This window comes from Mangrovivirga halotolerans (assembly GCF_026241165.1).
Classification (GTDB): Bacteria; Bacteroidota; Bacteroidia; order Cytophagales; family Cyclobacteriaceae; genus Mangrovivirga; species Mangrovivirga halotolerans.
The window spans coordinates 263,975-279,248 of the sequence record NZ_JAPFQN010000002.1 but is presented as its reverse complement, the minus strand read 5'-3'; the positions used below and the strand labels follow the sequence as shown (position 1 = coordinate 279,248).

General features: G+C 36.7%; 7 protein-coding genes. 5 read left to right on the top strand and 2 right to left on the bottom strand.

Translation table 11 applies throughout. The features are described from left to right. Nucleotides 1-2,568 carry a contractile injection system tape measure protein gene (locus tag OO013_RS02365; protein WP_266054983.1) on the top strand — a complete coding sequence of 856 codons (2,568 nt, stop codon included), beginning with the start codon at nucleotides 1-3 and terminating at the stop codon, nucleotides 2,566-2,568. Nucleotides 2,569-2,571: 3 nt separating this feature from the next. Here OO013_RS02365 and OO013_RS02360 read toward each other — a convergent pair whose 3' ends face one another. Continuing rightward, entirely contained in the window at nucleotides 2,572-3,366 is a 795-nt protein-coding gene (locus OO013_RS02360) for a hypothetical protein (protein WP_266054981.1), read from the bottom strand. 162 nt (nucleotides 3,367-3,528) lie between these two features. Here OO013_RS02360 and OO013_RS02355 point away from each other — a divergent pair, with 162 nt between their 5' ends. From OO013_RS02355 to OO013_RS02340, 4 genes are all read left to right on the top strand, one after another. After that, entirely contained in the window at nucleotides 3,529-4,860 is a 1,332-nt protein-coding gene (locus OO013_RS02355) for an ATP-binding protein (protein ID WP_266054980.1), read from the top strand. A 99-nt stretch (nucleotides 4,861-4,959) separates the two neighbouring features. Further along, nucleotides 4,960-8,145 (top strand): MFS transporter, encoded by a 3,186-nt coding sequence (locus OO013_RS02350; protein WP_266054979.1) that lies wholly within the window; start codon nucleotides 4,960-4,962, stop codon nucleotides 8,143-8,145. Between the two features lie 299 nt (nucleotides 8,146-8,444). Further along, a complete protein-coding gene (locus OO013_RS02345) occupies nucleotides 8,445-11,453 on the top strand; it encodes an nSTAND1 domain-containing NTPase (RefSeq protein ID WP_266054978.1) in 3,009 nt (1,002 codons plus the stop codon). Between the two features lie 15 nt (nucleotides 11,454-11,468). Next, nucleotides 11,469-12,575 carry a porin family protein gene (locus OO013_RS02340; RefSeq protein ID WP_266054977.1) on the top strand — a complete coding sequence of 369 codons (1,107 nt, stop codon included), beginning with the start codon at nucleotides 11,469-11,471 and terminating at the stop codon, nucleotides 12,573-12,575. Nucleotides 12,576-15,045: 2,470 nt separating this feature from the next. On the opposite strand, the gene OO013_RS02335 is transcribed toward OO013_RS02340, so the two are convergent. Continuing rightward, complete coding sequence (locus tag OO013_RS02335) at nucleotides 15,046-15,273, bottom strand: ferredoxin (protein WP_266054976.1); 228 nt, start codon at nucleotides 15,271-15,273, stop codon at nucleotides 15,046-15,048. Nucleotide 15,274 lies beyond the last annotated feature (1 nt).

Here is a 15,274-nt window from a genome sequence, read left to right as displayed (position 1 = left end):
ATGGAAGAAGGACATGTGCTGAGGTCGGGTGTTTTTGAGATATCTTCTGATACAACTGATAATTCCCATGAGATTCATAATTCATTGAATGATATAATTCAATCAGATCTGAATCGAATATTAGGAGAAGTGTTTGATGAAGTTTGCCCGATGGATTATAGAATTAAGATTAATAGCCTTGATCTTGATCTGGGAGATATTAATCAACATAATTTTGAGTCAGAATTTAAATTCAGACTCAAAGATGCATTAAGAATGCACATCCGGAGACTAATCGATGACCATAAGTTTTTGGATAATGTTACTATAGATCAAAATTATAAGGAGAGCCTGATACCAGATGTACTGGAAAGCTATTTGAACAATGGCGTATTACCATGGTTTTCCAGTCCGCTTTTATCTTCAAATGATTCTTTTATTAAGGTTGTTCATGAATTTATTAAAAATGATATCAATTCAATCCGGAAGGTAATAAATCGAAAAGCAAGCAATGAAGCAGCAATCTATCGGTTGTATAAAATCTTTCCTGATTACAAAGAGTGGATGGAATTTTCATTTGCTATCTCTAATAATCCAAAAATTGAAACCCATAAAAAAACATGGATTGAATTTGTCGAAGCCCTTCAAAAATCACTTCCATTCAGTAACAGAGAATTGCTTAACCGCTTATCAGGTTATGTGATTATTTTTTCGAAATCATCGACATCAAGCAAGGTTGCTTTAAAAGATTCTATCCAACAATTACTAGTAAAAATTCAAAAAGAAAGACCTGATTTATTTCCTTCATTTGATGCTATTATAAATTACCTCACCAATGTAAAATCCGGAGAATTAAAACGGTTTACGGAGAACAATGAACAGATTGTAAATATCCTTGAAGAGTTAACAAAAAAGGATCTAATGAAAAATGAACTCAAGATAGCAGGAAACTTTTATTCATTTGATAAGCTCCAGGAGATATCTAAAAGCATTTCTGCCAAAAAAGAATTTATAAGAAAGATTAGCCTTATAGAACTTAAAAAGTTTATTGATCAACTGGAGTCTTCGTTAAGTAGTGAAATAGGGAGTCTGTTCAACATTATTTCTGAAATTAACATTCCTCATTTAGAACAAGAGAAATTAGTTTTTTATCTAAAGGAATCAGTTCTGAATTCAATTTTTACATTGGTTGAAGGCAAATCAAAAATTAGAATTCAAAAAATTATAGTTGATTTTCTGGAGTTACTTGCTAAAAGTGATATTCCTCTTAGGAAGTATATTTTATCAGAGATTATTGAAAAGGCAGAAACGAAGAAAGGCTCGAAAATTCTTTCTGTAGAAGTTACAGAAATTAAAAATGAACTTACCAGGAATGAAACTACAACTGATGGAGGACGAGATCTCCACTCAGTTTTGAAAAAGTTTTTTTTAAAGGGGGTCCTCAATGAGTCTGACAAAATCGGAAATCTACCTTCTGTTTCAAATAAGGTTGATATAGAAAAGCTTATCATTCATTTATTTGGTGAATATATTATGGATCTCGCTGAGGTATTCCGTTCATTTAATAAACGAGAAACCATAATCGCATTTCAACGAATTGAAGTTTATCTCGGAGATGAATACAAGAAAGAAATACTTCTTCGAATGGCTAAAACCCTGCCTCCTAAAGTAGTATTTATTGCGAGGTCATTATTATCAGTACCCGAAGAAAGTATTTCGGAGAAGCAAAAGGAATTGTTTATTGATAAACTCATAAGTCATCCTGATGTTATCAAGATTATGTTGGAAACGTGGGCTAGAGAAGGTAAAAAGCCATCAATCTTAGCCCTTAAATTCAATGAGTTTATAGAATTATTTACTAAGAATCATCCGGAAAAGGCAACAGATTATTTTAATAAAATTTCTGTTTCAGATTACAATTTTATTGTTAATCAACTTTCTGAAAGAGAGTGGAAAGCTATTGTTACTGAACTGAACTTACCTGAAGAAAAGTTTTTTAATAAGGTCTCAGAAAAGTTTACTGAAACAGATTCTGAACCAGAAGATAAAAGTGAAATATCCTTATCTGATGAAGCTCTTCAGACCGATCCCATATTTATAAAAAATGCCGGACTAGTATTACTTTCGCCGTATTTATCCAGGTTTTTCGATATCACAGGCCTTTTGAAAAATAAAAAAGAATTTAAAAGTGATTTCGAGAGGGAAAAGGCCTGCCATTTTATGCATTTTTTAGCTACCGGGTTGGATGACGGACAGGAGTATATGATGGTGCTTAATAAGCTCATTGCAGGAATTCCTCTTACTTATCCATTGAAAGAGAATATTATTTTGACAGATGAAGAAAAGCAGACTGCTGAGGGATTATTAAATGGAGTGATCAAAAACTGGACAGCCCTGAAAAAATCATCACCTGAAAATCTGAGGGGTTCATTTTTATTACGGGAAGGTAAACTGATTGAAAATGATAAGTTTTGGGATCTTCGCGTTGAAGAAAAAGGATTTGATATACTTATTGATAAAATTCCATGGGCATTTAAGGTGATCAGGTTACCATGGATGAAAAAACCTGTTCATGTTACCTGGAGATGATTTTTAGGTATTTCCAATGATTATATAGTTCCTGATAGCTTTATCGTAATTATTTACACTGGTATTGATCGTAGACTGGTCATCACTGGTATCTCCCCAATTCCAGTAATTGACATTAACATGACTATTCCTTTTTGAAATGTGGTTTATCACAATGTAGTGATTGCCAAACCTGCGTTGCAAGATATTCGGATTTGGCTCACCTTTTTTGAGTTGGTCAATATCAAATAATCCTATCACCGAACAGCCATCACCAATTGCTTTATTAATTCCATCAATGTCATGGCCGTATTTTAATGTTTTATCTTTAAGATTGGCAAAATTGGTTGCTATATCAACGAGATCATTGGGGTAGGAAAAACCCTGCAAACCTGAATCTGATTCAGGATCATAGTCAAAGATTATATTATAAGTATGACGAATCGAAGAAAGCACCACATAGTCGGATGGAGATAGCCCATCGCAAGGCTCATCTTCAAGTAAATCTTCGTTTACTTCGATAGGAAAGTGAAAAGAATTATAACTTTGAGCTATTCCTTTTTCATAGAGTGAAATTGCCATTCTAACATAGCTTTCAGGATCTTTTTCAGCAATTATTTTACAAATCGAAGCCGGACCACATAAATTAGTTCTTGCCTGATTTATCCTGTCAGGATTTTTTAGAGTATCTGTCAGGCTTCGAATAAAGATAGATTTATCAATGGTTTTCCACGGGCTTTGCATTCGGTGATCAGTATAAATACAAAGTAATGACAACGCATGTTGATAACTACTAGACAGATCTAAATTTCCATTCATGGTTGACTGGTTTAATTATCGGGATTTAAGTAATATAATAATTTTAAGTGAAAATGTAATTTTATTGATGTAAACTCTTTTTATTTTGATACCTTATATTCATTTTATTTTGGTCTTAATGAACTTCTAAATTACTTTTGTGGACACCGAATCATTTTTTTAATGTTATCAACTAATACCAAACTGCAATTACTGCAACATATCATTGATGCGACACAAAGTATAGTGTTGAACGCAGCAAAGCAGACTTTTAGTGCACTGGAAGATGGGAATTCTGAATACGGAGGTTGTAACCATATCCCTGAAAAAGAAATCAGAGAATTGATCTCCATCTCAGATCTTTCAAAATGCGAATGTTTTACACTGGCATGCCTTCTAACTACATATTTCAAACCGGAAAGTTTTGATCCGTTGTTATTGAAAAATTCAAGTACTGGAAAGCCTTTTACTCAATATGGAGGTCATATTCATGGATCAAATGCTGTTTTCTCTCCTGATTTTCAAACTCTTTACTATTTGTATGCGGGAAATGACCTGAAAACAAGGATGTATATTCAGGAGCAGATAAACTCTTCCTGCAGGCTAGTTGGATTAAATTTGATTCAAATAAAATCAATAGCTGATCATTTTTCTGAAAGTCAGTCTATTCCCTTCGCAACTGAAGAGATGATTGCTAAAATTCAGGGAAGAAAATATACTCCCGGAATTGGAAATGAATTTCCTGCAGCGCTATTAGAAACCAGGATGGCGGAGGAAGATCTTATACTTGGAGAAGAAACGAGAAAAAAAATTAATGAAATTGAGCAGTGGTTAGCATATAGTAATATTGCATATGAACATCCTGAGCTGGGAAGAAAAGTTAAAAAGGGATATCGGGCTTTGTTTTATGGACCATCTGGTACCGGAAAAACACTTACCGCAACTATCCTTGGAAATAAATTTGGCCTTCCTGTTTACCGTGTTGATTTGTCAATGATCGTTTCAAAATGGGTAGGGGAGACGGAGAAAAATCTTAAGCGTCTTTTTGATATTGCAGAAAATAAAAACTGGATATTATTCTTTGATGAGGCAGATGCAGTTTTTAGTAAACGTTCTTCTGTGAATTCTTCCAATGATAAGCATGCCAATCAGGAAGCTGCCTATTTGCTTCAGCGGATTGAAGATTTTTCAGGGCTGATCATACTGGCCACTAACCTTAAAATGAATATCGATGCGGCCTTTAACAGAAGGTTTAATAACATGATATATTTTCCTGCCCCAACAGAGTTTCTAAGGGAAGAACTTTGGAAGGCTACGATCCCATCAGATTATGAACTTGCTGAAGATATCGATTATAAACATTTGAGAAAAATTGATCTCACCGGTGGTGAAATTCTCAATGTGGTTCATTTTTGTGTTTTGATGGCTGCAGCATCAGAAAACAGCAAAGTTTTTACTGTGGAAATGCTTGACTATGCGATAAGTAAAGAACTTCATAAAAAGGGAAAAACATAAATATTTTTTACCGTTTTTTTCAATTTTTATTAGGTAAAATGCAAATAATATTCTTTTATTGCCTTTTAATCTTTCAACCGATTAACGACTATAGCAACTATGTCTATTTTTTCTAATTCCGGCCGGATAATTTCCGCCTGGTTTTTTGGTTGCTTCATTGGGCTGGGAGTTGTTTCCCATAATATTTCAGCTGTTATTCAGTTTTTGTCCCAGGATGAAGTAGCATCATTACCAGAACTATTTTTTTACGGTTCAATTATATCTCTGGCTTTATATTACTGTTATAATTATGCAAAGCTCAGGATTTCTTATTGGGGATATGCCTCCATCCTGATGTTGCTAAATCTATCTTACTACCTGGTTCTTCTTTTTAATCCTTTTGATATCGATCAAGGCCAGATAGGCTCTGTACTGATTACTGCCGTATTGCCACTGTCCGGTCTTTACGCAGCGACTTTGTTTAGTTTTACAGAATCTCTTTTTAACATTACCGACCTTAAAAAGGTTAGGCCGGTTATTTATTCAGGATTGATTCTTCCGGTATCAATATATCTTTTTGCAATGCCATGGATTACTGAGATTGTAGAAATGACATGGCGTATTCAGCTTATTATTTCAGGGGTTTCGATATTTTTAGCACTTCTCAGCCTGTTTGTTATTGCAGTTGACAGAAAAGAATTAAATGAATTGCATTATAGTGCTCAATTCGTCAATTATTATAACTCCAATAAGAGGCTTGCAGGAAATAAATATTTTTTGAGATTGAGTCTGTTTATCGGATTGTGCACCATGATATTTATTTTCATAGAATATGCGTTTATCGATGTGCTTAATACCCGGTTTGACTCATCTTCTGAACTACTGGTTTTCCTGAGTGTCCTTACGGCTTCGATATTGATATCCAGCTGGTTTATAGATTTTCTTGCAGCAAGAATTACCATTCGTACTTATGGTTTAAGAACAGGATTGCTGGTTTTACCTGTAGTCGTATTAATTACCTGTGGGTTAGCATATGGTGCTGGAAGGTTATTCGGTGTTACTGAAGAGTCAAAGACTTTTTTCATGTTCTTTGTTTTGATGATTGCCCTCAAAACTGGTGCAGAAGCTATTCGTAAAGGCTTTGAACATACGGTTTTCATGAATTATTTTTTGCCGGTAAAAGCCGATCTTAGATTTGATTCCAGGTTTAAGGCAGAATATATTATTGGAGCTTTCTTTTCACTGATAGCATCGGGGATCCTTTTAATATTGAGAGATCAGGGATTACTTAGTCAAAATTATGTGCTTTCTGGGGTTTTAATCCTTGTGGTACTGTGGATTGTCGCTGGTTTTCTTCTTCATTCAAAATATAAAAAGGTACTTAAAAGCAGTCTCGATTCAGAGCAAAAACTGATTAAATACGATAAGGCATTTTCAGTCAGTTTATTAGAAAGACTAAAAACTGGCTTATTAGAAAGATCCACAGAAGAATTACCTCTGCACCTAAATCTTATCAGGATTCTGGAGCCGATCGAGTATCGTAATGTTCTGATAGATTTGTTAAACATAGATGATGATGAGGTTCGCGAAATTGTATTAAAGCAATGCGATGAAATGTGTTTGCTGGAATCAATTCCGTTACTGGATAATATTATGGAATCTAAATACTTTCCAGTAATGAAAACAGCTCCATTAATCAAGTCAACATATAGCAAGTTAAGGGGAGCAGAATTCAGATTGGAAAAGCTAAAGTATATCGAGCAATTAACTTTATCAAAGCTGGTTAACGAACGTGTTTATGGTGCCATGCTAACTGCTTATGCAGAAGATGCCATGAAAGGCAATTTATTGAACAAGCTTTTCAGAGATCCGCATTCAGCTGTAAGATACCATGCTGTAGCATCATCTGCTCATTCAGATGATAAAGATCTCAATAATAACCTTATCGAAAAGCTGGGTGATGGCGAATACGGAAACGCAGCAACTGCAGCGCTGGCAGCCACTGGAGAAAGAGTTTTTACTATGCTCGAAACCGCATTTTATCTAACAGGTCAGGATCAGAAAACGCAATTGCGTATCGTACAGATCTATGGTCGCGTTGGGAGTAGAGAAGCAGTTTCTTTATTGCTTAAAAAACTTAATTATCCAAACCAGAATATTATTGCAGCATCGCTCGAAGCATTGAGTCGTTGTGGTTATAATGTCGATGAAAGTAATTCGCTTCAGATCAGATCGGAGTTACAGGAAGTTTGTGGAGCTTTGGTTTGGAATATGTCGGTAGTTAACGATCTAAGAAAAGCCGAAAGCAGTAACCTTCTTATAAATGCGATGGAAAATGAAATCGCTTACAACCTTGAAACCGTTTTCAGGTTGCTGGCTTTGATCTACGATCCTAAATCAGTTGAATTGGTTAAAAGGAATATCCATAGTGATAACACGGAAGAAAAAGAATATGCTACAGACCTTCTTCAGGTATTTCTCAATGAAGAATTAAAACCAGTATTGTTACCAATTTTAGGTGTAGCAAGCTATGAAGAAAAGGTTGAGCAGCTTAAGCATATTTATCCAACAGAACCATTATCAAAATCTGAAGCCCTGCTAAACCTTGTTCAACGTGACTATAAATGGATAAACAGATGGACTAAGGCTTGTGCTTTGAGGGAATTGGCAAATAATGAAAATACAGACCCTGATATTTTTGCTGCCAACCTGGTAAACCCGGATCCATTGTTGAGAGAGACATCTGCCAATGCCCTGGCCAGTCATTATGAAGGGGCACTGGATCAGTTTTATGAGAGATATGGAAATTTATCCCGTTATCGCGAAGTAGTTGAGACTATCAAAGCATTTCAGGATCACGATGAAGAGAAAGAAAAGAAGCATACAAGAATTGATATTATTGAGTTTTTAAATACCATTCCTGTATTTGAAAAGATAAGTGGATTGGTACTTGCTGAAATAGCTAAACTAGTTAATATTCAAGTATTTAAAAAGGGAGATCTGATCGAAAAAACAGACTCAGTTAACTTTATCGATTATATTATTGTCACGGAAGGGGAACTGAACTTTAAAATTGGTAATGAAGAGGCGGTGTTAAATGAAAAGCACATTATCAGTTGTCTGCAATTCATGAATAAAAATGATCAGAATGTTACACTCAGAGCTGAGAGCAACTGTGTTATTTTCAGAATAAATCAGGCAGCCCTAAATGAACTAATGTCATTTTATGATGAAATACCTGAATCTCTGAGCAATAATGTATTAAATGAAAGTTCAGAAAAAACGAAAAATCTGATTTTGGTATAATATAATTTTTAAAGGAAAAATATTTTAAATGAAATCGAATTTGAACAATACTTTTATTCTTATTTTGAATAAAATTTGATTTATATATTACAATTTTAATATTATTGCATTAATAAAAAATCAACCGATTCATTAAATAAAGGATTTATCACCGGCATTCAACCAAATACCTTTCGGGTATCTTGTCGGCACGGTCTGATTTTATTTTTATCAGTGCTTACGTTGGATAAGCCCATGGCTCAATACGTAGTCTGCATTTTTAATCTTTCACCTGGATATGGTGAATAAAAGTTAATGGTATGTCAGAATTAGTTGCTAACCACGAATTAACAGGCACAGGGGAAATGAACAATCCTTTCCCGGGTCTCCGACCGTTTTCTGTTGAAGAACGCGACCTGTACTTTGGACGGGAAAATCAGGTAGGAGAGGTGATCCAAAAGCTTACTCAGAATAAAACTGTAACGGTAGTTGGAGCATCCGGTGTCGGTAAATCATCATTTATGTATTGTGGGGTTTTGCCGGCAGTATTTTCATCAATGGAATCAGTGGATACTGGCAATTGGAAAAATATTAACGTTACCCCGGGTGATTCACCAGTAAAGATTCTGGCGCGTAAACTGGAAGAATCTTTTGAAGCGCTCGAATATGAAGCAACACTGGAATCGTTGAATGAAGGAATTGATGGTCTGACAAATATTTTGGAGGATCTGTATGTGGTTGAAAAAACTAATTTTTTATTTCTGATAGATCAGTTTGAAGAGATTTTTAGATTTCAGACTACTGAAGAATATGATAAAAATGATGCTCAGCATTATATCGACCTGATTCTACATGCCCACCAAAGTCAGAAGGTACCTTTTTATGTATTGATAAATATCCGGGCAGACTTTGTTGGAGACTGCGCGCAGTTTCCAGGACTAACTAAGCTAATCAATGACAGCCAGTTTCTGATTCCTCAAATGACCAGGGAGGAAAAAAGAAAAGCGATAGTAGGTCCTATCGAATCTTTTGATGCGGAGATTGATCCGGCACTTGTTGATGAGATTCTTGATAACATCGGCTCCAGTGCTGATCAATTGCCTATTATGCAGCATGCGTTAATGCGTACCTGGAACTATTGGATGCGTAATAAAATCGGTAACGAACCAATTACCCATGCTCATTATGAGGCAATCGGGGGAATGGAAAATGCCCTTTCAGAGCACGCTCGCGAAGCTTATCTGGAACTTACTGATGATGAAAAGAAAATTTGTGAGAAGATCTTTAAGTCGATCACTGAAAAGGGTGATGATGGAAGAGGTGTAAGGCGTCCTGCAAAATTGCAGGAAGTTATAGCCATGGTTAATGCACCTGAATCGAAAGTAGTTAAGGTGATCGATGCATTCAGGAAACCTGGTCGTACACTTCTGATGCCAGCTTACGATACTCAACTAAATGATGACAGCGTGATCGATATTAGTCATGAGAGCATCATGAGAATTTGGGTTGAGCTGAATTTATGGGTTGAAGAAGAAGCTGAATCGGTAAAACTCTATCTGCGTCTTGCTGAAGCTGCAGAGATGCACCAGGAAGGAAAAGCAGGCTTATGGAGACCACCGGATTTACAAATTGCCTTAAACTGGCAAACAGAACAAACTCCTTCACCGGCATGGGGATTGAGATATCATAAGGCTTATGAGCGTACGATGTTATTTCTGGAATATAGCCAGAAAGAATACGAACGTGAGCAACGTATCCGGGAAAAGATGCAAAAGCGTCGCCTGATACTGGCCAGAATTGTTGCTCTGGTGCTTGGATTAGGAATCGTGGTAGCATTGCTGTTCTTACTCTATGCGGAACATCAGCGTCGGGAAGCTGATATTCAGCGTGCTGAGGCTGCCAAGCAAAAAGAAGTGGCAGAAAAACAGGCAAACATTGCCAAGGTCAATGAGAAAAAAGCACTGGAAGAATCTCAGCGGGCAGAAGAACAACGGTTGATCGCTGAACAGGAAACTCAAAGGGCCTTAAAAAACGAACGTTTAGCCCAGACGCAAATGGTTATTGCAGACAGGGAGCGTAGAAGAGCTATTGAACAAACCCTGGTAGCTGATAGTGCTCGTAAAGTAGCAATGACAGAGGAGCAGAAAGCGTATAGGCTCAGGATGTTATCTATTGCTAAATCAATGGCAATTAAATCAGTGCAACTTACCGATAGCGCCAAAAAATCACTGGTTGCCAGACAAGCATTTAATTTCTATCATGAATATGGAGGTAAAAAACATGATCCGGATATCTATGACGGTATGTATTATGCCTTAAAGGCAATGGAAGAACCGAGTTACAATAGTCTGTTAGCTCATACTCAAAATGTACGTTCAATTGTGACCAGCAAGGATTCCAGATTTGTGTATTCTGCGGGTAGTGATGGCCGAATTATTAGATGGAATGCCGAAAACCCGCAACAAAGTCATGATGTTATTGCTCATTATCCAGGCAGGATTAACCGGACACTTGCTTTAAGTAAAGATGAACGCTACCTGGCGTGTGCTGGTGATTTCAATTTTATCGAAATCTATGATCTTCGAAATTTAAAATCTGACCCGGTAAAGGTTAAAACCAATATCAGGGAAATATGGTATCTGACTTTTACGCCGGTAAAACGAGGCTTAATTGCTTCAGGTTCAGATAAACGAGTGATTTACTGGGATAATGAAAAGGTCACTGATCTGTTAAGTAGTGACTCAAAAATCAACGATATTACCTTAAGCCCGGACGGTTCAAAGCTTATTGTTGCTAAAAATAATGGAGAGGTTACTCAAGTAGACCGCTCAAACGGAAACTCAACAAAAGTGATTTATAAAGACCGCAAAAATATTCCGATCATTACCAGTGCGTATAGCCATAATGGTAAATTCCTGGTCTTCGGAGGCGAAAAGGGTGAGGTTACTATTCAGAATACAAATACCGGAGCTATTGTTGCCAAATTATCAGGTCACCAGGCGAGAGTAAACAATATTACTTTCAGTCATGACGACAAACGACTGGCTACAGGTAGTTTTGATAAAACTGTAAGGTTGTGGAATATGGATAATTTATTCGATCCGCCAATCGTACTTCGCGATCATGAAGACTGGGTCTGGTCAATACAGTTTACCCCGGATAATAATTACTTACTAGCCGGATGTCGTGATCACCTTATCAGGCTATGGCCTACTCAGACTAAACTCATGGCTAGAAAGCTTTGTGAGAAATTAAAAAGAGATATGACTGAACAGGAATGGGAATCTTATGTAGGAGAGGACATTCCATATGAAGAAACTTGTAAATAAAAACAACCAAAACAGATGATTGATCAATTTTTTAGGCTATTCAAAAAGGCAACTATTGTGGGTAGCTTGATGCTATTGCCAGGTCTAATTTTCGGACAGGTAAAAGAAGAAGTAAATGGATGTGCCAAAACGCTTCAAAATGCACGAAAGACCTATGAGCAGGGTAGGATTGAGGAAATCCCGGGCTTGTTAAATAAATGTCTTCAGAGTGGGTTTAATGAACAGGAAAAAGTAGAAGCATACAGGTTACTTACACTTGCCAACCTTTATTTTGATGAGAAAGGGAAAGCACAAGAATCTATGCTGAAAATGTTAAAAATTGATCCTGAATACGAAATCAATCCTGTAGTGGATCCACCCGAATTCATCAACCTGTATAATATGTTCAGAACGAATCCGGTTTATTTATTCGGAGGAATGGCTGGTGCTAATTTTACTCAGGTAAACGTACTGCAGAATTATAGCCTTGATAATCCTGAAATAACCGATGCTGAGTATCGTGTTAGAACAGGATACCACGTAGGAGTGGTCTTTGAATTTTCATTAAGTAAAAAGATTTCCTTAATGACAGGGCCTCAATTTAATATGCTTACTTATGAATACAGGGAGAGTAAACTGGGATTTGTAAAAGAAACTTTTGTCGAAAAACAAAGCAGGATTTCCCTTCCGATTACATTTAAATATGAATTTAATGGAGAAAAAGTGCAGCCTTTTATTCGTTTAGGTGCTGAAGGAAGTTATTTACTTGGGGCTGAAGCCGAAGTTGAAAGATTTGACGATCTTGGTGATTTAAATGTTGATGATGGAAACCGGGGTGTAAAAGGACCACCGGTTGATCTTTCAGAACAACGGATGAGTTTTAACTGGTCTTTAGTAGCTGGTGGTGGAATCAAAATCAAAGAATTACTGGGTAAAGGGTATTTCACAATTGATGTTCGTTATGCCTATGGGATGATGAATGCTGTAAATGCTGAAAACAGGTATTCAAATATCGAGTTGAAGTATGATTACCTCCATCTGGATGATGATTTTCAACTAAATAATCTGATGATCTCTATTGGTTATACTGTTCCTGTTTATCGTCCCAAGTTAAAGAAGAATAAAAAGGAACTGGTTTATTGATTTGTATTATAAATGATAAATAGCAGCTGTTCAGGATGATGGAGAAGCATATCCCGGGCATCAAATAAATTATTATTAAGCCCTGGCCCGTGGAAACATGAACCAGGGCTTTCCTTTTCCTCCTGGTTCAAGTATCGGGCTTGAACCGTTCAATATTATATATAATTGTATCATAAAGAGCGAAACAACACCCATTTTACGTCATTTCGAATCCCTTGTGGTGAGCTGTAGGTGCTGACATGAAGTCGTCAGTAAAATCTGTTTAATAAAAAAACACTTTAATACGATGAGTTTTGTTTCTGGTTGAAGCATCGCGCTTGGATTGTCTAAATATTTAACCAAACAGATTTCTCCTTGCTGTTACGCCTCTCGGCTCACAGCACGAGACGATCGAAATGACGGGTAGGAAGGTAGGTTTGTGCCTTTAGCTTCAATTGATGTTTAAAGTGTAAATAATTGCAATATAATTGATAAATAGATATCAGATGTATCTCTCAAAACGTCTGCGCTGTTAGAAGTTTAGCGATAGCGTAACTTCGAACCTATAATGAAAAGCAGGGATTGTATCCCGGTCATAAAATAAGGATGTTTCATTATATTTAGGTGATGGATAAAGGCTAAAAAATCGCTTGGACCGTCCAATAAAAACAAACAGATTTCTCCTTACTGATTCGCCTTTCAGCTCACAGCACTAGACGATCGAAATGACGAGGTAAGGCTTGGTTTGAGCTTTTAGTAGGGTTTAAGACTGGATTTATTGTATCCTGTTAAACGAAATGATACCCATTTCACGTCATTTCGAATCCCTTGCGGTGAGAAATCTGTCACATAAAAACATAAGATATTGACTTTCTACTTCTCACAAACAGATTTCTCCTTACTGATTCGCCTTTCAGCTCACAGCACTAGACGATCGAAATGACGAGGTAAGGCTTGGTTTGAGCTTTTAGTAGGGTTTAAGACTGGATTTATTGTATCCTGTTAAACGAAATGACACCCATTTCACGTCATTTCGAATCCCTTGCGGTGAGAAATCTGTCACATAAAACCATAAGATATTGACTTTCTACTTCCCACAAACAGATTTCTCCTTGCTGATTCGCTTTTCAGCTTACAGCACTAGACGATCGAAATGACGAGGTAAGGCTTGGTTTGAGCTTTTAGTAGGGTTTAAGACTGGATTTATTGTATCCTGTTAAACGAAATGATACCCATTTCACGTCATTTCGAATCCCTTGCGGTGAGAAATCTGTCACATAAAACCATAAGATATTGACTTTCTACTTCTCACAAACAGATTTCTCCTTACTGATTCGCCTTTCAGCTCACAGCACTAGACGATCGAAATGACGAGGTAAGGCTTGGTTTGAGCTTTTAGTAGGGTTTAAGACTGGATTTATTGTATCCTGTTAAACGAAATGATACCCATTTCACGTCATTTCAAATCCCTTGCGGTGAGCTGTAGGTGCTGACATGAAGTCGTCAGTAAAATCTGTTTAATAAAAAAACACTTTAATACGATGAGTTTTGTTTCTGGTTGAAGCATCGCGCTTGGATTGTCTAAATATTTAACCAAACAGATTTCTCCTTGCTGTTACGCCTCTCGGCTCACAGCACGAGACGATCGAAATGACGGGTAGGAAGGTAGGTTTGTGCCTTTAGCTTCAATTGATGTTTAAAGTGTAAATAATTGCAATATAATTGATAAATAGATATCAGATGTATCTCTCAAAACGTCTGCGCTGTTAGAAGTTTAGCGATAGCGTAACTTCGAACTTTTAATGAAAAGCAGGGATTGTATCCCGGTCATAAAATAAGGATGTTTCATTATATTTAGGTGATGGATAAAGGCTAAAAAATCGCTTGGACCGTCCAATAAAAACAAACAGATTTCTCCTTACTGATTCGCTTTTCAGCTCACAGCACTAGACGATCGAAATGACGAGGTAAGGCTTGGTTTGAGCTTTTAGTAGGGTTTAAGACTGGATTTATTGTATCCTGTTAAACGAAATGATACCCATTTCACGTCATTTCGAATCCCTTGCGGTGAGAAATCTGTCACATAAAACCATAAGATATTGACTTTCTACTTCCCACAAACAGATTTCTCCTTGCTGATTCGCTTTTCAGCTCACAGCACTAGACGATCGAAATGACGAGGTAAGGCTTGGTTTGAGCTTTTAGTAGGGTTTAAGACTGGATTTATTGTATCCTGTTAAACGAAATGATACCCATTTCACGTCATTTCAAATCCCTTGCGGTGAGAAATCTGTCACATAAAAACATAAGATATTGACTTTCTACTTCCCACAAACAGATTTCTCCTTGCTGATTCGCTTTTCAGCTTACAGCACTAGACGATCGAAATGACGAGGTAAGGAGGGTGGTATGTGCCTTTAGTAAGGGTAATTACTATTCGATTAAAAGTTATTATAAAACGTAAGAGTAATAATTCGAAAAGAACAGGCAATCATTTACCCCTCACCTGAATAATATTAACCGGGCAGGCCTCTGCTGCCCGTACATTCACTTCCAGTTCATCTTCATTGACCTTCACATTCCAGAAACCTTTTTTATTTACACCACCCAGTAATACACTTTTACCGTCTTTTTTAGACATCCTCCATCGTTCCGGAGCCAGCTCAACGCAATAATTACAGCCGATGCATTTATTTCTTTGTTGGATAATTGTTACCATA

Excerpts from the sequence above, each read along its gene's own strand:
- OO013_RS02355 (WP_266054980.1), top strand. The coding sequence starts at position 3,529 with ATGTTATCAACTAATACCAAACTGCAATTACTGCAACATATCATTGAT.
- OO013_RS02335 (WP_266054976.1), bottom strand. The coding sequence starts at position 15,273 with ATGGTAACAATTATCCAACAAAGAAATAAATGCATCGGCTGTAATTAT.
- OO013_RS02345 (WP_266054978.1), top strand. The coding sequence starts at position 8,445 with ATGTCAGAATTAGTTGCTAACCACGAATTAACAGGCACAGGGGAAATG.
- OO013_RS02365 (WP_266054983.1), top strand. The coding sequence starts at position 1 with ATGGAAGAAGGACATGTGCTGAGGTCGGGTGTTTTTGAGATATCTTCT.
- OO013_RS02340 (WP_266054977.1), top strand. The coding sequence starts at position 11,469 with ATGATTGATCAATTTTTTAGGCTATTCAAAAAGGCAACTATTGTGGGT.
- OO013_RS02360 (WP_266054981.1), bottom strand. The coding sequence starts at position 3,366 with ATGAATGGAAATTTAGATCTGTCTAGTAGTTATCAACATGCGTTGTCA.
- OO013_RS02350 (WP_266054979.1), top strand. The coding sequence starts at position 4,960 with ATGTCTATTTTTTCTAATTCCGGCCGGATAATTTCCGCCTGGTTTTTT.